17 protein-coding genes and 1 pseudogene are annotated in these 19,416 nt (G+C 63.2%); 5 read left to right on the plus strand and 13 right to left on the minus strand.

The features are described from left to right. The first annotated feature begins 39 nt into the window (after nucleotides 1-39). Complete coding sequence (lrp, locus tag EWF95_RS02990; RefSeq protein WP_142442575.1) at nucleotides 40-501, plus strand: HTH-type transcriptional regulator Lrp; 462 nt, start codon at nucleotides 40-42, stop codon at nucleotides 499-501. A 140-nt stretch (nucleotides 502-641) separates the two neighbouring features. Beyond that, the gene (hisH, locus tag EWF95_RS02995) at nucleotides 642-1,295 is read left to right on the plus strand and encodes an imidazole glycerol phosphate synthase subunit HisH (protein WP_142442576.1); all 654 of its coding nucleotides are present in this window, start codon (nucleotides 642-644) and stop codon (nucleotides 1,293-1,295) included. A gap of 16 nt (nucleotides 1,296-1,311) precedes the next feature. Here the strand turns inward: hisH and ileS are convergent, their stop codons facing one another. The 3 genes from ileS to EWF95_RS03010 form a co-directional block, all read right to left on the minus strand. Then, on the minus strand, nucleotides 1,312-4,464 hold the full coding sequence (gene ileS / locus EWF95_RS03000) for an isoleucine--tRNA ligase (RefSeq protein WP_142442577.1): 3,153 nt from the start codon (nucleotides 4,462-4,464) through the stop codon (nucleotides 1,312-1,314). A gap of 224 nt (nucleotides 4,465-4,688) precedes the next feature. Then, nucleotides 4,689-4,967 (minus strand): DUF433 domain-containing protein, encoded by a 279-nt coding sequence (locus EWF95_RS03005; protein WP_142442578.1) that lies wholly within the window; start codon nucleotides 4,965-4,967, stop codon nucleotides 4,689-4,691. A 109-nt stretch (nucleotides 4,968-5,076) separates the two neighbouring features. Then, a complete protein-coding gene (locus EWF95_RS03010) occupies nucleotides 5,077-5,646 on the minus strand; it encodes a hypothetical protein (protein ID WP_142442579.1) in 570 nt (189 codons plus the stop codon). Nucleotides 5,647-5,800: 154 nt separating this feature from the next. On the opposite strand from EWF95_RS03010, the pseudogene EWF95_RS03015 reads away from it, so the two are divergent. Together EWF95_RS03015 and EWF95_RS03020 are read left to right on the plus strand one after the other, a co-directional pair. Beyond that, nucleotides 5,801-5,902 (plus strand): annotated as a pseudogene (locus EWF95_RS03015) (SDR family oxidoreductase); the annotation flags it as partial. A 375-nt stretch (nucleotides 5,903-6,277) separates the two neighbouring features. Further along, the gene (locus tag EWF95_RS03020; RefSeq protein ID WP_142442581.1) at nucleotides 6,278-6,547 is read left to right on the plus strand and encodes a hypothetical protein; all 270 of its coding nucleotides are present in this window, start codon (nucleotides 6,278-6,280) and stop codon (nucleotides 6,545-6,547) included. 261 nt (nucleotides 6,548-6,808) lie between these two features. On the opposite strand, the gene thsA is transcribed toward EWF95_RS03020, so the two are convergent. After that, nucleotides 6,809-8,473, minus strand: coding sequence for a thermosome subunit alpha (thsA, locus tag EWF95_RS03025; RefSeq protein ID WP_142443138.1), 1,665 nt, complete (start codon nucleotides 8,471-8,473; stop codon nucleotides 6,809-6,811). A gap of 326 nt (nucleotides 8,474-8,799) precedes the next feature. Here thsA and EWF95_RS03030 point away from each other — a divergent pair, with 326 nt between their 5' ends. Next, nucleotides 8,800-11,313 carry a CDC48 family AAA ATPase gene (locus EWF95_RS03030; protein ID WP_142442582.1) on the plus strand — a complete coding sequence of 838 codons (2,514 nt, stop codon included), beginning with the start codon at nucleotides 8,800-8,802 and terminating at the stop codon, nucleotides 11,311-11,313. 38 nt (nucleotides 11,314-11,351) lie between these two features. On the opposite strand, the gene EWF95_RS03035 is transcribed toward EWF95_RS03030, so the two are convergent. The 9 genes from EWF95_RS03035 to rnz all read right to left on the minus strand — a co-directional run bounded on the left by EWF95_RS03035 (nucleotide 11,352) and on the right by rnz (nucleotide 19,339). Further along, nucleotides 11,352-11,885: a KH domain-containing protein gene (locus tag EWF95_RS03035; RefSeq protein ID WP_142442583.1), complete on the minus strand. Its 534-nt coding sequence runs from the start codon at nucleotides 11,883-11,885 to the stop codon at nucleotides 11,352-11,354. Between the two features lie 65 nt (nucleotides 11,886-11,950). After that, nucleotides 11,951-12,814, minus strand: coding sequence for a serine/threonine-protein kinase Rio1 (rio1, locus tag EWF95_RS03040; protein ID WP_142442584.1), 864 nt, complete (start codon nucleotides 12,812-12,814; stop codon nucleotides 11,951-11,953). A 77-nt stretch (nucleotides 12,815-12,891) separates the two neighbouring features. Next, a complete protein-coding gene (gene eif1A / locus EWF95_RS03045; protein ID WP_142442585.1) occupies nucleotides 12,892-13,176 on the minus strand; it encodes a translation initiation factor eIF-1A in 285 nt (94 codons plus the stop codon). A gap of 62 nt (nucleotides 13,177-13,238) precedes the next feature. Next, a complete protein-coding gene (locus EWF95_RS03050) occupies nucleotides 13,239-14,342 on the minus strand; it encodes a hypothetical protein (RefSeq protein WP_142442586.1) in 1,104 nt (367 codons plus the stop codon). A gap of 165 nt (nucleotides 14,343-14,507) precedes the next feature. After that, a complete protein-coding gene (locus EWF95_RS13450) occupies nucleotides 14,508-14,681 on the minus strand; it encodes a hypothetical protein (protein ID WP_185911682.1) in 174 nt (57 codons plus the stop codon). A gap of 110 nt (nucleotides 14,682-14,791) precedes the next feature. Next, the gene (locus tag EWF95_RS03055; RefSeq protein ID WP_142442587.1) at nucleotides 14,792-15,778 is read right to left on the minus strand and encodes a tyrosine--tRNA ligase; all 987 of its coding nucleotides are present in this window, start codon (nucleotides 15,776-15,778) and stop codon (nucleotides 14,792-14,794) included. 47 nt (nucleotides 15,779-15,825) lie between these two features. Then, complete coding sequence (locus EWF95_RS03060) at nucleotides 15,826-17,799, minus strand: DUF460 domain-containing protein (protein WP_142442588.1); 1,974 nt, start codon at nucleotides 17,797-17,799, stop codon at nucleotides 15,826-15,828. A gap of 94 nt (nucleotides 17,800-17,893) precedes the next feature. After that, nucleotides 17,894-18,298 carry a hypothetical protein gene (locus EWF95_RS03065; protein ID WP_142442589.1) on the minus strand — a complete coding sequence of 135 codons (405 nt, stop codon included), beginning with the start codon at nucleotides 18,296-18,298 and terminating at the stop codon, nucleotides 17,894-17,896. A 96-nt stretch (nucleotides 18,299-18,394) separates the two neighbouring features. Beyond that, a complete protein-coding gene (gene rnz / locus EWF95_RS03070) occupies nucleotides 18,395-19,339 on the minus strand; it encodes a ribonuclease Z (protein ID WP_142442590.1) in 945 nt (314 codons plus the stop codon). Nucleotides 19,340-19,416 lie beyond the last annotated feature (77 nt).

Below are 19,416 nucleotides of genomic sequence, written 5' to 3' on the forward strand. Positions count from 1 at the left end.
TTCGTAAAATTATAAACCCCCCAGCCCGTCGAAGCCTGTATGACGTACGAAAACTTGGACGCGAAACTGATCAATGCGTTACTTGGCAACGGGCGAGCAAGTCTTCGGAGTCTCGGCAAACAGCTCGATGTTTCGGTGACAACGGTCTCGAACCATCTGCAGGATCTGGAGGCCAACGGAGTCATCAACGGCTACACACCGATCATCGACTACGACAATCTCGGCTACGATGTGACGGCGGTTGTCAACCTCAAGGTCGAGGGGAGCGCGATTCCGACAGTTGCCGACCGGCTGCGGGAGCAAAAACAGATGGTCAGCGTCTATGAGGTCACCGGCGATTACGATATCGTTGCCATCGGCAAGTTCGAAGACACCGATGGGATGAACGACCAGATCAAGGAACTCCTGACAGACGTGGATATCCGCGAGTCGAACACCAGTGTCGTGCTCAACGCTGTCAGCGAAAACGAACAGTTCGATCTCGATATCGACGAGGAGTAACGTCGCTCCCGGTTTTTATCTGAGCTGCTGACTCGGTGTGAGCAACTGACCGCCGAGCCACCGCTCGCGGAAACTGAGCAGTCGGGCGGAAACGATGGGTGAACGGAAAGCCACTTGCCGGCTGCCCACACAGAGCCGGTATGAGCACAACTCAGCAGGCGACCGCCGCCGAGGTCGTCGTCGTCGACTACGGGCTCGGTAATCTCCGGAGCGTCACCCGCGGGCTCGAACGCGCGAACGCGGGCGTGACGATCACCGAAGACCCCGACGAATTCGCCGACGCCGACGGCATCGTTCTCCCCGGTGTCGGCGCGTTCCGCGAGGGGATGGATAACGCCGGCCCCTATCGGGACGCCTTGGCTGCCGCTGCCGACCGCGGCCAACCCATCTTCGGCATCTGTCTCGGCATGCAGATGCTGCTGGGCTCCAGCGAGGAGGCCGAACACGCCGGCGAAGGCGACGTTGAGGGGCTAAACTTCATTCCTGGCACCAACGTCCGGTTCGATATCGACCGGAAGGTTCCACATATGGGCTGGAACGAACTCGACGTGCAGCGCGAGCACCCGCTCGTCGAGGGGGTTGACGGCGAGTACGCCTACTTCGTCCACTCCTACTACGCCGCTCCCGACGACCAGCACGCGGTCGTCGCCAGCACCGACTACGGCGTCGACTTCCCCTCGGTGATCGCCAACGAGGACGGCACGATCTTCGGCACGCAGTTCCACCCCGAAAAAAGCGGCGAGACCGGGCTGCGAATCCTCCGGAACTTCGTCGATCTCTGTGCCGAGCAGTAGCCGAACGTAACCGGAGTTAGGCGGTCTGTTCTGCGATAACCGAGACACCGATCTCGACCTCGGTGTCCTCGATCTCCCACGTTTCCAGCCGGTCGGCGTCCTCGCTGGGCGCGTCAGTTAGCTCGGCAGCGCGGACTTCCTCGCTGATGAGGTCACGGTGCTCGTCGACGAAGCCGGCAACGCGGTCGTCGTCGACGGCGAGGCCGACGCTGATCTCGCTTTCGACATCGAGATCCAACTCTTTACGCATCTCCTGAATCCGGCGGATCACGTCGCGGGCGTAGCCCTCGGATTCGAGCTCGTCGGTCAGCGTCGTATCGACGTACACCGTGCCGCCCTCGAAGTCGGTGCCGGTGACGTGTTCCGGCGGCTCCTTGCGGTACTCGACCATCTCGTCGTCGAGGTCGACGGTTTCGCCGTTGACTTCGATACCAGCCTCAACCTCGTCGCGGGTCGCGCCCTCGACAGCGTTCATCACGTCTTGGGCGCCGCCACCGAAGGCCGGGCCGATCTCGCCCATCTGTGGGTCGGCGTACTCGATCAGTTCGTCGAACTCGGAGACAACGTCGATAGCGCGGGTGTTGACGCGCTCGCCGAGCAGATCGGCGAGGTTCTCGACCGCGCTGGCGACTTCGTCGTCGTCGGTCTCAACGACGACCCGCGAAACGGGCCAGCGGAGTTTGCGGCCGCCGCGCTGGCGGGCGTTGGCCGCGGCTTCCTCCACATCGCGGAGGACGGCCATGTCGGTTTCCAGCTGTGGATCACGGAGGTCGTCGTCGACCTCGGGCCAGTCGAGTGCGTGGACGGTCGTTTCGCTGCCGTCGATGGTCTGGTACATCTCCTCGGCCATGTACGGCGTGACCGGTGCCAGTAGGCGGATGACGGCGTTGGTGACCGTGGCGAGCGTCGCGTAGGCTCCGAGCTTCGTGGGCGAGTCTCCCTCCTCCCACATCCGCTCGCGGGTCGCCTTGATGTAGAACCGCGAGACGTCCTCAGTGACGAAATCGAGAACGGTGTTGAGCGCGTCGTCGATGCGGTAGTCGGCCCACGCCTCGCTGGTCTCCTCGATAACAGATTGCAGCCGCGAGAGCACCCATTCGTCGACGGTCGTCAACTCGCCCTCGCTGAGGTCGGGCTCGGCGGGGTCGTAGCCGTCGAGATCCATGTACGTGAGCGGGAAGCGGAAGACGTTCCAGCAGATGTTGAGCGTCCCGACCATGCTGCCGAGGCCGTCCCAGTCGAAGGAGAGATCGACACCCTGCTGATCGTGGCTCAGGAGGTACGCGCGCAGCGGATCGCGGCCGGCCCGGTCGATGGCTTCCTCCGGTGTGACGATGTTGCCGACCGACTTGGACATCTTGCGGCCGTGTTTGTCGTTGGCGAACCCGTGCATCAGCACCTCGTTGTAGGGGCTTTCGCCGAGAGCCGCTGTCCCCATCCCGAGTTGCGACCAGAACCAGCCGCGGGTCTGGTCGTGAGCCTCGATGATGAGGTCTGCGGGCCAAAGCTCGTCGAAGGCCTCGGTCTCGGTCGGATAATCGAGCGTGCCCCACGTCGCCACCGAGGAATCGAGCCACACGTCGAACACGTCCTCGATCCGGCGGTAAGTCGTGCCCTCTTCGGTGATCGTGATGTCGTCGACGGTCGGGCGGTGGAGGTCGATGTCGTCGGGATCGATGTCTTGATCGGCGCGCTCAACGAGTTCCTCACGGGTGCCGATGACGATCATCTGTTCGTGGAGATCGTCCTCGCTGTCCACGTCCTCGGGAACCCAGATCGGGATCGGAATCCCCCAATACCGCTGTCGTGAGACGTTCCAGTCGGGAGCGTTCTCGATGAAGTCCCGGAAGCGGTTGTCGCGGGCCCACTGTGGGTGCCATTCGGCTTCCTCGATGTTGTCCAGCAGTTCGTCTTTGATATCGGTGATCGAGATGAACCACTGGTCGGTGGCGAGCTGGATGATATCGGTGTCGCACCGCCAGCAGTGGCCGTAGGAGTGCGTGTAGGTTTCCTCGGCCAGCAGCGCGCCGTTGGCGTCGAGATCGGCGGTGATGTCGTCGTTGGCGTCGCGGACGAACTGACCCGCGTATTTGCCGCCAGCGTCGGTGTATGTGCCGTCGCCGGCGACCGGACAGAAGATATCGAGGCCCAACTCTTGGCCGCGGTGGAAGTCCTCCTCACCGTGGCCGGGTGCGGAGTGGACGAGCCCGGTGCGGTCGGCTTCGACGAAGTCGGCCGTGTAGACCTCGCCCGCACCCTCGAAGCTCGGGTAGTCAGGGACTTCCTCGGCGAGTGGGTGGTCGTATTCCCAGCCGACGAGTTCGGAGCCATCGAGTTCGGCTTCGATCTCGTAGTCGTCGTAGCGGCCCTTGCCGAGTACGTCGTCGACACACTCGGCGGCGATGTAGAGTACGTCCTCGTCGCCGCCCTTGGTCGCGCGAACCTTCTGATACGTCAGCTCCTCGCCGACGCCGACGAAGGTGTTGGCGGGGATCGTCCACGGCGTCGTCGTCCAGATGACGAGGCTGCCCTCGCGGTCGGCGAGTGGGAATTTGACGTAGATCGAGGGGTCTTCGACCTGGTCGTACTCGACCTCGTTGTTAGCGATCCCGGTCTCACAGCGCGGACACTGCGAAATGGAGCGTTTGCCCTGCTCGACGAGGCCGCGGTCGGCGACCTGTTTGAAGCCGTACCACGCGGCCTCCATGTACTCCGGCGAGATGGTCTTGTAGGGGTTGTCCCAGTCGAACCACGCGCCAATGGATTGGAAATCGTCGTCCATCGCCACGCGGTTGTCCTCGGCGAACGTTTTGCATTCCTCGATGAACGCCTCCATCCCGTACTCCTCGATATCCTGCTTGCTCTCGAAGCCGAGTTCCTCCTCGACTTTGACCTCGATCGGGAGGCCGTGCATGTCGTAGCCCGGCCGGTCGGTGACCTGGTGGCCGGTCATCCGTTTTTGCCGGATCACGGCGTCTTTCAGGGTCTTGTTCCACGCGGTGCCGAGGTGCATCTGCCCGGAGGTATAGGGCGGGCCGTCGACGAAGAAGAAGGTGGGGTCGTCGGCGTGGGCCGCCTTTGTCGCCTCGTAGGCGTCGTGATCGTCCCAGTAGTCGTCGATAGCCGCCTCCACGTCGGCGGGCGAATACTGGTCGCTAACGTCGTCCATGCTGAGAGGCAAGGGGTCGGCGTATATCAAAACGGTGATCCGAGGGCGATACGAGGTGAGCTATTCTCATCCAGCCGCGACAGTCGAAACAGACACCGCGAAAGCCCTCGGCGCGCTCGGCTCCCGGGACTCGCTGCGCTCCTCGTTCGCTTCGCTCACTGCGGTGCTTACGTCGTCCGGGTTCGCCCAGCGCGCCTCGCCCTTTCAGTCCGCCAGGGACGTAATCAGGTCAGTTCTGCGCGAAGCCGTTCCGATTCCCGCTTGATCGCTTGCCGCCGCTCCGCAGCGTCGGCCTCCAGTTCGCGCATCTCGTCGGCGTTGTCGTAGTAGTACGCGAGTGCGTCGAACACCGCCGCGCCGTCGAGATCGTACTCAGCGGCGACCGCAAAGGGATCCTCATCGCCGTCGATCACGCGGCGTTTGATGTCGAGAACGGAGATTCGGGTTCCCTCAATGCACGGATCGCCCGACCGAATATCGGAATCCGTGACGATTGCTACCATACGCGGACTTGTGCGTCTCGATTGATAAACGCTCGGACGCTTCGATCTTCGCTACGATCCTCATCAATACCATCGCCCCCTTCTGCGTCGTTCGGTTCTCGTCACGGGGCTAGCGGAGTCGTCGCAAACGACGTTGCACCAGCGAGACTGTCGTCTGTAGGAGACTCCCTTCGGTATCTTCCGCATCCGGCTGTTGGTAGTTCTCAGCCGAATCGCCTTTGCCGTAGTTCGGTTCCCGACGGCGGAGGAACAGTACTGGCGTGCTGTCGGGGTCGTTATTCAGGCCCCGCTGATTTGGATACGTATTCTGTAATTTCTCCCAGTTGTCGTCGTCGATGCTGCCGCAGGCAATGATCGCAACATGAGTGTATGCTTTCTGATACTCTCGGACGCGCCCAGCCAGTTGGTCGATATCCTCGGCCGTGAGATCGCGTCTGATCGTGATTCCAACCGTATCGCTAACGACAACGTCGCATTCCAGCTCGCCATACGCTCTTTCAACAACGAAGTTGCCACCAGTGTCAAGGATTTTGCCGCCGCCGGCATTCAATCGTGCGTCGAGATACGCATGGAGTTCATCTCGAAACTCAGCTTCCTGTTCGTAGGCTTGCGTCGGTGTCCAGTCGCCAAGCGCGGCTGCGACCTCTTGGGCTAACTCTTCTTTCCCGACGATTCCCATGGGCATATGTAAACTACTGGGAGGAACAGCTTAGTTTCATGGTCGCTCCGGTGGGGTGCTACCGTATTCGCTTGTGTTGATGACAGTCGCACTCTCCCCTCACAGCACGTCTGAGCGATGCTCTTGGAGTTGATTCCGGCGGGACGGTTCGGCCACCGAGGAGGTGGCGAACGTCGCGCTGTTCCTCGAAAGCGACCTCGCCTCCTACCTCAACGGCGAGCGCATCCTCGTCGATGGCGGCTTTACGCACACCTAACGGTCGCGTGGAAGCGGTTGCCGTCGATCAGCCGGTGTTTGAGATGATTCACGTACGATCTGATGAATCAATATTTAGCCTGCTGATACTGTTGCCGGTTGGCATGCAAGATACAGAGCATACAGTCAGCATGGGATTTTCATACCTGCCCCAATCCCATTCTGAACTGGCTGATGGATTGTGACCACGAATTGACCGGTTACGATGAATGACTGTCACCGGGATACAGTCCAGTAATGTGTGAAGCAAAACCGATTACTGATATCCTTCGAAAATGGGCGATATATGCCCTCCACTAGGCGACAGTTGCTCGTACCCGTTGGAGTGTCTCTCTTGGGTGCTGCCGGATGTCTGGGGTTGGGAGATCCGAACTTGGTGATTAACAACGAGTTGAACCAGAGAGTAACTGCAAATATCGATATTACCAGAGTGTCGGATATGCGGGTAGTGAACCGTGCAGACCGCTCGCTTGAAGGCGGGGAAACGACAGCACTCTCGTATCCACTTGACGAACCTGGGGAGTATCGCATCCAAATTACCGCTCAGGAAGCGAACGTTGGCGGAGAAACAACCGTCTTTGTCGATGAATCTACTGTTATCCATGCCACTCTCGATCTCGATGGAGTGTCGTTCGAAACCCGATGACGCTCACCCGACTACCGGTCTGGGAGTCGTATGTGTTAGACTATCTGACTCAAGCTATCTCTCTTTGAGTCACTGGCTCGATACGAGATACGCGCCTTCCATCTTGCACAGCATGTTATACCAGAATCCAGAGCAGGCTAGTCGCTATCGTCAGTAAGTAACTCAAATAAAAACGAGAATGGCCGCGGTCGCAACGCAGTCGATGAGAAGCCGGTACAGCGGTCAGGTTGGCGTGGGTAAGTAAGCGGACTGTGGCCGAACTTACATTGCGCCGCCCATGCCACCCATGCCGCCCATGCCGCCCATGCCGCCGCCCATGCCGCCAGGGCCGCCGGCCGGTGGGCCGCCGTCATCGTCGTCGTCGCCGACTTGGCCACCCGAAAGGTCGCCAGCGGCGATCACGTCGTCGATGCGGAGGATCATCACAGCGGCTTCCGTTGCCGACTCGATGGCTTGGGATTTCACGCGCTGCGGTTCGACGACGCCCTCGGCTTCCATGTCGATCACGTTGCCCGAGTAGGCGTCGAGGCCGGCCGTGAAGTCACCGGCGTCGTGCTGGGAGCGCAGCGAGACCAGCGAATCAATGGAGTCCAGCCCGGCGTTCTCGGCGAGCGTGCGCGGGATGACTTCCAGTGCGTCGGCGAAGGCCTCGACTGCGAGCTGTTCGCGGCCCCCGACGGAGTCGGCGAAGTCACGCAGCTGGAGTGCGAGTTCGGTTTCGGGCGCGCCGCCACCAGGGAGCACCTTGCCGTCTTCGAGCGTGGCGCGAACGACACCGAGGGAGTCCTCGATTGCGCGTTCGACCTCGTCGACGACGTGGTCGGTGCTGCCGCGAACGACGAGGGTGACGCTTTTGGCGTCCTCGACGTCCTCGACGAAGAGTCGCTCGTCGCCACCGATGTCCTTCTGGGCGACGCTGCCGGCGAAGCCGAGGTCGTCCTCAGTGAGATCGTCAAGGTTGGAGACGACGCGGCCGCCGGTCGCGCGAGCGAGGGCTTTCAGATCGGAGTTCTTGACGCGGCGGGCGGCGATGATGCCCTCTTGGGCGAGGTAATGCTGGGCCATGTCGTCGATGCCGTCGCCGACGAAGACGACGTCGACACCGGCGTCAGCGAGCTGGTCGACCATCTCTTTGAGCTGGGCTTCCTCTTGATCGAGGAACTCCTGCAGCTGGGATGGGTCGGAAACGTTGACCTCGGCGTCGATCTCGGTCTCTTTGACCTCGAAGGCACCGTCGAACAGCGCGATGTTGGCGTCCTCGGCGAAGTAGGGCATGTTCTCGTCGACGCGCTCTTTGTCGACGATGACGCCCTCGACGAGTTCGGAGTTGTCGATAGAGCCGCCAACGACGGTTTCGACGTCGATGTTGTCGAGGTCGATTCCGTCCTCGTCTTCGACGGCCAGCACGGCGTCGACGACGAGTTCCGCGAGGTGGTCTTTCGCGCCTTCGGCGCCCTTGCCGGTCATCGCCGTGGTGGCGATCTCGACGAGGGTGTCGCGGTCGTCCGCGGAGACTTCGATGGCCTCGCTTTCGAGGATATCCTTGGCCTTCTCGGCGGCCTCTCGGTACCCCTGTGCGATGGTCGTCGCGTGAATCTCGGAGTCGATCAGTTCCTCGGCCTGATCGAGGAGTTCGCCCGCGATGACGACGGCGGAGGTGGTGCCGTCACCGACTTCGTTCTCCTGTGTCTCGCTGACTTCGACGATCATGTTCGCGGCGGGGTGGTCGATGTCCATCTCTTTGAGGATGGTGACGCCGTCGTTCGTGACGACGACCGAGCCACCGGAGTCGACGAGCATCTTGTCCATGCCTTTCGGCCCGAGTGTGGTGCGTACGGACTCGGCAACGGCCTTGCCCGCGGTGATGTTCATCGACTGAGCGTCCTTCCCGGAGGTGCGCTGGCTCTCCTCGGAGAGCACGATCATCGGCTGATTACCCATTCGCTGTTGTTGAGACATAGTCACCTCCGGATTGTTTGTGATTCTATATAAACCCTTCGTATGCGGTTACCGAGCGGCGCGCTGTCTGACAAATTGAGGCATGTGATAGACTACCAACCAGGTGATTTAAATACTGATCAGATCGCCGTCGACGCCGGAACACAGCTGCCGGGATCGCAATCAGCGATCACAGAAACAGCCGGTGGGATCACAAGCACCCACCTATTTGACGCGGGTGGGCGTACACACCAAATAGACGAAGCCGTCGTGTCGCCGCAGGACGGCAGCGACGCGACGGGAGGAAGTAATCGATGAAACTACGCGTCAAACCACTCAACAGGGAGACTCCGGGCAACGGGATCGCAACGATCGACCGCGAATCGATGGCGACACTCGGGGTCAACAACGGCGAGTTTGTCACGATCAGCCACGGCAACCGGACGGCCGTCCTCCGGGCACAACTCAGCCAAAACCGGGATCGACAGCGCGGGATCATCGGGATCGACGGCCAAACCCGGAAAACCCTCGGCACCCGTATCGACCAACTCGTCGAGGTCTCCTCGGCCGATGTCGAGCCAGCAGCCCGACTGGCGGTCGTCATCCCCGAAGGTCTCCGAATCCAAGGCGATATCGCCGCCTACATCCACGACAAGCTCGCCAACCGCGCGGTCAGCCCCGGCAAAACGGTGTCGGTGACGATGGGCTTTCGTTCGCTAAACGGGGAGTCGAACCGCCGCATCCCGGTGAAGATCGTCGGTAGCGAGCCCGGCGGCACCGTCGTCGTCACCGACTCAACGGCCATCGACATCGTCGAGGAGCCAACCGACAGCGACGACGAAGAAACGGAGTCGACCGACGCCGACCCGCCGGGGATCACCTACGAGGACGTTGGCGGCCTCGACGCCGAACTCGACGCGGTACGAGAGATGATCGAGTTGCCGATGCGACACCCCGAGCTGTTTCAGGCGCTCGGCATCGAGCCGCCGCAGGGCGTGTTGTTACACGGGCCACCAGGGACAGGTAAGACCCTCATTGCGAAGGCCGTCGCCAACGAGATCGAGGCGGATTTCCAGACCATCTCGGGGCCGGAAATAATGTCGAAATACTACGGCGAAAGCGAGGAGCGGCTACGGGAGGTCTTTGAGACTGCCGAAAGCGAGGAGCCCGCGATCGTCTTCATCGACGAGATCGATTCGATCGCGCCGAAACGCGGCGACACCGAGGGCAGCGTCGAACACCGCGTCGTCGCCCAACTCCTCTCGCTGATGGACGGGCTGGGCGATCACGGCCAGATCACCGTCATCGGCACCACAAACCGCATCGACGCCGTCGACCCCGCACTCCGGCGCGGCGGCCGCTTCGATCGAGAGATCGAGGTCGGCGCGCCCGACGCCAACGGCCGCGGGGAAATCCTCCGGATCCACACCCGTGAGATGCCGCTGGCCGACGATGTCGATCTCGACGCCTACGCAAGCAACACGCATGGCTTTGTCGGCGCGGATCTCGAAAGCGTGGTGCGGGAAGCGGGGATGAACGCCCTCCGGCGTGTTCGGCCGACGCTGGATCTAGATGCGGAGACGATCGACGCCGAGACGCTGGACGGCCTTGCGGTGACCGCGGACGATTTTCGGCGCGCGCTCAGGGAGGTCGAACCCAGCGCGCTCAGAGAGGTCTTTGTCGAAGCCCCGAACGTGACGTGGGACGATGTCGGCGGGCTCCCGGAAACGAAGGCACGGCTCCAGGAGGCCATCCAGTGGCCGCTGGCCTACCCCGACGCCTACCGGCAGGTCGATCTCCACGCCCCCAAGGGCATCCTGCTGCATGGGCCACCCGGAACCGGAAAGACGCTGCTGGCGAAGGCTGTCGCCAACGAGGCCGACTCAAACTTCATCTCCGTCAAGGGGCCGGAGCTGTTCGACAAATACATCGGTGAAAGCGAGAAGGGCGTCCGAGAAATCTTCAGCAAAGCCCGCGAGAACGCCCCAACGGTCGTCTTCTTCGATGAGATCGACGCGATCGCAACCCAGCGCGGCAGCGGGGGCGACTCCCAGGTCAGCGAGCGCGTCGTCAGCCAACTACTGACCGAGCTCGATGGCCTCGAAGCACTCGAAGACGTGGTCGTGATCGCCGCGACAAACCGACCGGAGCTGCTCGACGACGCGCTCACCCGTGCGGGCCGAATCGAAGAACAGATCGCGGTCGACGAGCCGGATGAGGCGGCCAGACGCGAGATCCTGGCGATCCACACCCGCGACCGACCGGTTGCCGGCGATGTCGACCTCGACGCGCTGGCGGCGGCGACCGAGGGGTTTGTCGGCGCGGAGCTGGCCGCGCTCTGCCGGAAAGCAGCGACCGAGGCCGTGCGGGCCCACGTCCGTGCCCGCGACGATGACCAACCGGCGGCTGTCGAGGAGATGCGGCTCACACGACCGGGCTTTGAAGCCGCCCTCAACGAGATCAGCGACGACGACCGAACGATCGACTGGCCCGCCCGTGACGACGACGCGAGCGATGACGAGGAACAAACCACGACCGATGACGCGACCGCTCCGACCGGCAACGACGCGGACACCACGGCGACAGAGGGTACAGCCGATAGGGAGTCCGCCGCAGAAGCGGCCCCAGCAGAGGCCGGCATCGAACCCGGTAGGAACACCGCCGAGAGCGAGCCCCAAACCGAACCGCCGGATGCTGCCGAGCAATCCACTGAACCGGCGGCTGAGACAGAGACACCATCAGCATCGCCCTACGATACAGACACGCGAGAGAGCGACCAGCAGTCGGCTGTCGAGGATGATGAGGCGGACAGCCAGAAATCAAGCTGACGCGATAGGGCTGCTGCCCAGAAATCAAGCTAGCGCGATCAGGTGAGATCCGGGCCGCGGGTTAGCTCACGGTGTTTGTCCTCAAGGAACGCGTAAACCGCGCCGTGGGGCGCGCCGTCGAGGATCATCCCAACAGCCCGCCGGACAGCGGACACCTCCTCGGCGTCGCCGATGATCCCCACCGTCGAGCCGTAGATCACGACATCAGCACCGGATAGCTCCTCCATGAGCTCGCGGGTGCGGCCGTCCTCGCCGATGATCCGGCCTTTCTGACGGCGGAGGTCGTTGTCGTTGCGGGTCTGCTCGGAGAGGTCGATCAGCTCAAAGCGGCGCATATCGCTGTCGAGCAGCGACAGCGCGGTCTCGGGCTTGAACCCGCGGCCGATCGCCTTGACGATATCGGGGGCGACAAGTGCGCTCACGGGATCGCCAACCGATTCGATGGCGACCGAGCCGGACTCGGAGTCGATATCCAGCCGCACCTCCGAGCGGGATTCGATCTCCCGCATCGTCTCGCCACCCTCGCCGATGAGGACGCCGATCCGATCCTGCGGGACTTTGACGTGTTGCATACGGTTGCTACCCCGCGGATCTTTTTAAGCGTGTTCCTCGGGAGTCTCCGCTTTCGGAACGCGAGTCAGGGGCCGATCCGGTCGTCGTCGCCGGCAATAAACCCAAACAGCTCGTCGGCGTCGGTGTCGACCCCCTGTCGGCTGAAGAAGGCGGCGACGTTCTCACAGTCCCGTCGGAGGAGGTCACCGGCGTTTGGGTGGTGGACGGTGACAGCTTGTCCGAGATCGATGATAACCAATTCGCCGTCGTGAATAATCATATTGTACTCCGAGAGATCGCCGTGGATCAGCCCCGCCGCGTGAAGCCGGCGCATATACTCCCGCACCACCTCGTAGGCCGTCTCGGGGTTTTCGACGTTCACCTCGGCGAGTCTGCGGGCGCGATCCTCGACTAACCCCACCAGTTCCATCACGAGGACGTTGCGCTCGACGGCGATGGGGCGTGGAACGCGAACCCCGGCCTCTCGGGCGCGCTGGAGGTTGGCAAACTCCTTGCGCACCCACGCGAGGACGACCGCCTTCTTGTCGGAGCCAAGTCCCTCAAATCGGGGGTCGCCCTCCAGATACGTCCGCATCTGCTGGAACGGCGAGGCGTTGATCCGGAAGATCTTGACGGCGACCTCAGCACCCTCGCCGCCCATCGCCTCGTAGACGTTGGCCTCCTTGCCGGTCGAGATCGGCCCGCCGAAGGCCTCGATGTGGCCGTCGGCGACGAGCTTGTACAGCGCGCCGAAGGTCGCGTCGTCGAACACCGACTGTTCGACCTTGAATTGCTCGGCGTCTTTGATCCGATCCTCAAACTGCTCGAACTCCCGGTCGCGCCGGCGGGCGATCCGGTCGGCCTCGGTGTCGGTGACATCGATGGTTTCCCACTCGTCGCCGATGGCGGCCTCGGGATCGGTATCGAGCAGGCCGTACTCGTCGGTCATTGGACGTCCTACACGACGTGGAGGGAAAAGCGTCGTCGGTCGCGGCGTGGTTCGGCGGGCCGTGAAGCCGGTGGTCGCTACTGCAGGTGACCTTCGCGGCGGAGTTGGTCGGCCTCGCTTTGCTCGTAGCGGTGGACGATGTCGGCTTTCTCGTCCTGCCAGTCCCACGGATCGACGATGACGAGGTCGTCCTCGCGGATCCAGACGCGTTTCTGCATCCGGCCCGGGATGCGGGCGGTGCGCTCGACGCCGTCCGCACACCGGACGGTGACGCGGTTGGCACCAAGCATGTCGGTGACTTCCGCGAAGACCTCCCCATCGTCGGGCATTCGGAGGTCGCGTCGCCCCTCGTTGTCGCTCATAGGCGACGGTAGGGTATCACGCGTGTAAAAATCGTGGGGTTCGGGCGACGCACGTGACAGGGCTACACACACCCGCCAGCGGTCGATTCGACGGTTTCAGGCGCGTCATCGTCGACCACCCCCTTCGTCAGTGTGTAACACAGATCGGCTGATAGCTCCGGTTCGGAGCCATCCGGGATCGTGAACGATGTGTTCGGGCTGTCGTAGTCTCCCTCGGTGTAGACCCAGATCGTCGTTGCGTCGGCAACGCGGTCGTTGTATCGGTTCCGAACATCGACCGGGAACTCCCACTCGGCGTCAGCAGCGTTTCGCAGGTAGGTCGCCGATGGTTCGGTGGTGTTCGTCCCGATATCGATCTTGTGAACCGTGAGCTCGTACGTTTCCGAACGGTCTAGGGTGACGGTCGCAACGTCGTCGGCGACAGCGACGGAGTTGACAGTTGCCTCCCCCTCAAGAATCGTGTCACGCCACGTTTCGGCTGAGAGCTGTGTCGGCAATCGCAGGCGGATCGGGTCGCTGCTGGCTTCAACGTCGACCGTTGTCGACTCGGTAACGCGCTCGACAACAAAGGATTCGGTGTCGATGCCGGTCGCCGCCAACTCGCCGTCAACGACGAGCAGCGAGATCTCGGTGTCGTCGACGACGGGCTGGCGGTTGGCGGCCAGCTCGATGCGCGCCTCCGAGTCGTACTGGGCGGCGAGTACGCCGTGTTCGATCCGGTAGTCCGGGGTGGCGTCGAGTTCTCGGTAGGCTGGCTCGTAGGTGATCGCCCGCGTCGTGTAGCTTCGCGTCGTTCCGTTCCAGTAATTGCCGAAGGAGTCGTCGTCGCTCACGGCGTCGGCGTTGTCGATGGCGAGTGTCGCCGGCTCGGTCGTGGTAAGCGTGCCGGCGGTCGGCGGCGGATAGACGAACAGCAGCCGGTCGTCGTACTCGGCTCCGAGGTCGAGCGTCGTCGGCTGCGGCCGGCCGGTCACGCTCGTCTCGAAAATCGCCGTCTCAAGACCGACCAGCTGATCGGCGACCCGCTGGCTGTGATCGAGTTCCGCCCGGCTGATATCCGCGGGCACAAGGCCGGCTTGGGCGGTCGTCAGCGCGACGACGAGAAAACCAAACAGCAGGATCGCGCCGATCTGCATCGACTGTCCGCGGCTATCGGAGGGGCGCATTGCGCTGTCTGGCCGCGGTATCAGATAAAAAGGCTCGGCTGCGATGGCGGTAGTTCAGATGCAGAGTGAAGTTGAAGCAGTAGAATAGAAAGCCCTCGACGCGCTCGACCACCGAAAGACTCGCTTGCGCTCGTCTTTCGAGGTTCTGCTCGCTTCGTCGCCGGCCTACGGCCGGCTTCCAGCGGGATCGTAGATCCCGCCCGGCTCGCAGAACTCCCGGGACTCGCTGCGCTCCTCGTCACTCACTACGTTCGTTCCTGCGGTGCTTGCGTCGTCCGGGTTCGCCGAGCGGGCGGCCGGCGACGCCGGCCGCCGGTAACGTGGCGGCTTCGCCGCCACGCGCGTCTCGCCCTTTCAGTCCGCCAGGATATCGGCTGGTCGGCCGGGCGATCAACCTGATTGTCTGGTCGAAAACACCGAACAAAAAGCACCACCACTGTCGCGGAAAATTACGCGTTCAGTTGCTGGCGACCGGGTTCGATGAGCGCGTTGAGTTCGGCCGCGAGGGCGGATTTCGCGTCCATCGGGTGTAGCTCGCCGGATTCGAGATCAGCTTCCAGCGTCTCGTAGTCGTCGTATTCGAGATCGCCACCGTACTGTTCGGGGCGTTCGACGACGACCGTCTCGACCCGCGGGAAGACATGGTACTGGAACAACTGGAGGACTGGGTTCTCACGTTCGTTGCCGTCGCCGTCGGGGTCGGGATCAGCGGTTGGCGGACAGTAAGCGTCGTTGATTTTTGTCTCGATCTCGTCTTCAGTGTCCTCCATCGAGATCGTCACGCCGGAGCTGGAGGCCATCTTGCCGACGCCGCTAGAGAGGTCGGCGATAATCGGCGTGTGGAGTGCGGGTCGAACCTCGTAGTCGAGTTCCGGCAGTGTCTCCCGAGCGAGCATGTGGACTTTCCGCTGGTCGAGCCCGCCGACCGCGAGATCGACATCGAGGTATTCGATATCGAGTGCCTGCATGAGTGGGTAGACCATCTGGGAGACCTTCGCGTGGTCGCCGCGAGCGATCTCGGCCATCGCCCGTTGGGCGCGGGAGAGTGTCGTTTCGAGTTCGAGGGCATGGAGGTCGAGGGTGTACTCCTCGTCGAGTTGGTACTCCGAGCCGAGGACAAACTCGGTTTGGCTCTCGTCGAGGCCGTAGGCGATGAACTGCTCCTGCATTCGGTCGGCCGTCTCACGGATCTCGGCGAAGGTGCCCTTGTCGTTGAGATAGGCGTGAACATCGGCCAAGAGGACGGTGATCTCGAAGCCCGCCTCCTGTAGCTCGATGAGCTTCGTCGCCGTCAGCATGTGCCCGAGGTGGAGGACGCCGGAGGGTTCGTAGCCGACATACGCCCGCTTGCCGTTAGGGTCGTCTGCCAACTCCTCAAGCTCCTCCTCGGTGACCACCTCGGCGGCGTTCCGGGTGATCAGCTCGTAGGCATCCATGCAGTGTCGTCGGGTCAGCGGTGTAAAATGACTTCTGAATGTGGTCGCTACGAACCGCCGCTTTTCGTGTCGGCCCGGTGTTCGCTGATGAGCTCGTCGACCATGCTGGCTTTCTGTTCGCGTTCGCGCGATTCGGCACGATCCTCCCAGTCGTCGATGAGGGCCTCGATCTCCGCGTCGTCAACGACAGCGAGTTCGTCGATCTCCTGAATCGACACGTCCTCGGCTGATCCGACCGGAATTCCGGCCTCGAACAGCACCTCGTCGGCCGCATCCGACAGCCCGCCGCCGCGGATGATCGCCCGCGGCTCGATCTCGGCGACGCGCTCGGCGGTGCTCCGACCGGCACCCGAGGCATCCCGGAAGTAGATGATGTCGCCGCGCGTGAGGCCGACCTCTTCCTCGGCGTCGTCGAGCGCGCGGTTGGTGAACTGCTCGACGATCTTCACCGAGACGAGGTTCCGGTCGCCGGTGACAGCGGCATCCGAGTGATCCAGCTTCCAGAGCTCCTTGAGGCGGTCGAGTTTGGCGTCGAGTTCGTCGGCGCGCTCGCGGGCCTCGTCGCGTTCGCGCTCCAGCCGGTCGGTTTCGCGTTTGAGCCGCGAAACGGCGCGTCGCTCGCGGGCCTCACGTCGCTCCTCGCGTTTGGCCTCCGAGAGTTCATCCTCGTATTCTTCGATTGTGTCTTTCCGATCAGCTAGTTCGGCCTGTAGCTCCTCGTTGTGGGACTGCAGCCGCTCGACCTGCGCTTCGAGGTCTTTGATGCGCTGCTCTTCGCTTGTGAGTTCCCGTGGTTCGTGGGTTGACTCCTCGTCGTCACCGTCGTCCTCGTCGGAGAGCTCGTCGATGGCCGCTTCGACCGAGGATTCGTTGGCAACGACGTGGGCGATGACCTCCTCGCGGTCGAACCGCGGTGGCGTCTTCTCGGTGATTCGATCAAACTGATCCTCGCGGTCGTCGTAGGCATACAGCGCGGCCGCCATGGCGTCGCGCTCGTGGTCGTTGTCGTACTCGTGATCGCGGGTGCGGTGGAGCTTCTCGTCGACCGGGAGGTCGTTTTCGGGCGTCCACGCGGTCGCCTCAAAGCTCCGCCGGAACGCTTCGACCGTCTGGGGGATCGGCGTCACGTCGGCGGCAACGATCAGCGGGCGGCCCTGCTCGATCAGCCACTCGGTCACCTCGGCGGTGTCGGCCGTCCGACTCGAAAACTGTGCCAACACGCGGCCATCCAGCGAGACGACCGCCGCCGCCGTCGTCGTGCCGGGATCGATCCCAACGATCACGCGGTCGCGCCGCTTGACGAGCGGCTGGTAGCTAATGCCGTCGCGCTGCTCGCGTTCGATCTCGATGCGGGTGTCGCCGGCGCGGTGGGTTGAAACCGGGAGTTCGTCCGGCGTCGCCTCGACGGTGAAGATCGCATTCGAGTAGCCGCCGTACTTTTCGGTCACGTCCTGGGTGTAGTCGAGATTGGCCGAATCGAGCTTGGATTCGACCTCGCGGGCGACCTTCTTGACGTTGCCGTGAATCCGCCGCGTGTAGCGATCCTGACTCCAGCCGCCGCTGCCGGTCGAGCGGCCGCGGGCGACCTTGACGGTCGTGGTGTCCGTGAACGCCGAAACCTCACAGCCGACGTTGGCGGTCGCCAGCCGCGCGGCGGCCTCGGCTTCGGCCATCGGTTTTTTGTCGTATGGAACGCCGTGTCTGGAGGCGACCCGCGAAAGGGGTTCGGGGCGTTCGTCGCCGGTCACCTGCACAAGCTTCGTCGCCGACGGCAACGACCGCAGAAAGCCGACGAGCTCGTTTTTGTCGGCGGCGAGCTCGTAGGCGTTGTCGGTGGCGACGAGTGCTGGCTCCTCGTCGTCGATGAGTCGGCAGAGCTTCCGGAAGGAAACGACATCGCGCTCGATCTCGCCGTCGTCGATGACGACCAACGCGTAGGCTGGCGCGTCGCCCCGGATATCGCCGCTTTGGATGTCGACGCCGAACACCGGCGCGTCGATGGCGTTTGTCCGGACAGTCACGGAGGAAGGTAGGGCATCGACCGCTAAATAGGCCACGCCGAGTGGGGGCGTCGACGGCGGAATTACTGTTGGTCGGCCGACACCGACGGCGAGATTACTGTTGATCGGCCGACACTGACGGCGAGGTCTGTCGCTGGCGGGTCGTGGTGACAACGCGGGTGAGTTCGGGAACGATATCCGGGTCAGCCTTGGCGACACGCGCGTGGATCGACAGCGACGACGGCAGTGTCGTCGACTCGGCCGCGGCGACGATGACAGCCAGTGTGGGGTGGTGGGTGCGGAGGGCCGCCCGAAAATCAGCCAGCGAGAGGCCGTCGGTGTCGGCGTCGATGAGAACGCAGTCAGCGGGAGCCACAACACGAGCCGGCTGGCTGTCGTCGGGCACCACGGTCGCTGTCAGGGTGAGATCCGGACAGTGATCGACGGCGTCGGCCACGCGCTCGCGGTACGAGGGATCATCGGAGACCAACAGCAGGCTGATCGCTGGGGGGATACCCATACCTGAGCGTGGCTGGCCACCGACAAAACCGCTGCTAGGAGGGCTACTGTGAGAACACCTCTCGTGGGCAGGTGTGCGGTGATCCAGCGCGACCGATCACTGCTCGTCAGAGTCGGCATCAGGAAACGGCACCTCGACCTGCTGGCCGTCGCTGGGGATGAAGACCTCGCCGTCGAAAGCGTCTGCGGCCCCGGCTTTGATCGGCGACGGATCGGCCCCGTACCGCGAGGAGATATGCGTCAGCGCAAGCCGTTTTACGCCGGCCGCAGCGGCGAGCTCGCCGGCCTCCCGACCGGTGGCGTGTTTGGTCTCGCGGGCGCGGGTGGCGTGACCGTCGGCGAAGGTGGCATCGTGTACCAGGAGATCCGCGTCGGCGGCGGCCGCTTCGACGCCCGCGGTCGGGCGGGTGTCGCCGGTGTAGACAACCCGCCGGCCGGGGCGTGGGTCGCCGACGACATCGTCGGGGTCGATCACCCGGCCGTCATCGAGTTCGACCGATTCGCCGTTGTGGAGTTTGCCGTACATTGGCCCCGGTGGGATCCCCAGCTCGTCTTCGGCTTTCTGGCGATCGAAGCGGCCCGGGCGGTCGGCCTCGATGAGCGCGTAGCCGACCGAGGTGACGCGGTGGTCGGTTTCGACGGCCCGGACGGTGTACTCGTCGGTCTCGTGGGCAACGTCGCCGGCGGTGACCTCGTCGATGTCGATCCGGAAGGACGGCGAGTGGCCACAGACCCCAAGCAGGTCGTCGATATCGCTGTAGGTGCCGCGGGGGCAGTGAACCGTCAACGGTTCGGTGCGGTCGTTGAAATCCCAGCTCTGGACGAGCCCGGGGATCCCAAGGACGTGATCGCCGTGGAGATGCGTGACAAAGATATCTGAAACCGTAAACCCGGTGCCGTGGCGCATCATCTGCCGCTGGGTGCCCTCCCCGCAGTCGAACAGCAGGCGGTCGCCCTCGCGGTTGACCATGATCGCACTCGGGGCTCGCTGGGTCGTCGGCACCGCCCCGCTGGTTCCGAGAAACGTCACGCGTAACGACATGGCTGGGGGTCGACTACCGAGCGATAAACCCCCTTCGGAACGCCAGCCGAACGGAACCGGCAGCGAGAGCGGCCGGC

The sequence above is a fragment of the Halonotius roseus genome (assembly GCF_006861655.1).
In the GTDB taxonomy this organism is placed as follows: domain Archaea; phylum Halobacteriota; class Halobacteria; order Halobacteriales; family Haloferacaceae; genus Halonotius; species Halonotius roseus.

Excerpts from the sequence above, each read along its gene's own strand:
- EWF95_RS03005 (WP_142442578.1), bottom strand. The coding sequence starts at position 4,967 with ATGGTAGCAATCGTCACGGATTCCGATATTCGGTCGGGCGATCCGTGC.
- EWF95_RS03035 (WP_142442583.1), bottom strand. The coding sequence starts at position 11,885 with ATGCAACACGTCAAAGTCCCGCAGGATCGGATCGGCGTCCTCATCGGC.
- thsA (WP_142443138.1), bottom strand. The coding sequence starts at position 8,473 with ATGATCGTGCTCTCCGAGGAGAGCCAGCGCACCTCCGGGAAGGACGCT.
- lrp (WP_142442575.1), top strand. The coding sequence starts at position 40 with ATGACGTACGAAAACTTGGACGCGAAACTGATCAATGCGTTACTTGGC.
- ileS (WP_142442577.1), bottom strand. The coding sequence starts at position 4,464 with ATGGACGACGTTAGCGACCAGTATTCGCCCGCCGACGTGGAGGCGGCT.
- rnz (WP_142442590.1), bottom strand. The coding sequence starts at position 19,339 with ATGTCGTTACGCGTGACGTTTCTCGGAACCAGCGGGGCGGTGCCGACG.
- EWF95_RS03050 (WP_142442586.1), bottom strand. The coding sequence starts at position 14,342 with ATGCGCCCCTCCGATAGCCGCGGACAGTCGATGCAGATCGGCGCGATC.
- EWF95_RS03010 (WP_142442579.1), bottom strand. The coding sequence starts at position 5,646 with ATGGGAATCGTCGGGAAAGAAGAGTTAGCCCAAGAGGTCGCAGCCGCG.
- EWF95_RS03065 (WP_142442589.1), bottom strand. The coding sequence starts at position 18,298 with ATGGGTATCCCCCCAGCGATCAGCCTGCTGTTGGTCTCCGATGATCCC.
- eif1A (WP_142442585.1), bottom strand. The coding sequence starts at position 13,176 with ATGAGCGACAACGAGGGGCGACGCGACCTCCGAATGCCCGACGATGGG.
- hisH (WP_142442576.1), top strand. The coding sequence starts at position 642 with ATGAGCACAACTCAGCAGGCGACCGCCGCCGAGGTCGTCGTCGTCGAC.
- rio1 (WP_142442584.1), bottom strand. The coding sequence starts at position 12,814 with ATGACCGACGAGTACGGCCTGCTCGATACCGATCCCGAGGCCGCCATC.
- EWF95_RS03030 (WP_142442582.1), top strand. The coding sequence starts at position 8,800 with ATGAAACTACGCGTCAAACCACTCAACAGGGAGACTCCGGGCAACGGG.
- EWF95_RS03055 (WP_142442587.1), bottom strand. The coding sequence starts at position 15,778 with ATGGATGCCTACGAGCTGATCACCCGGAACGCCGCCGAGGTGGTCACC.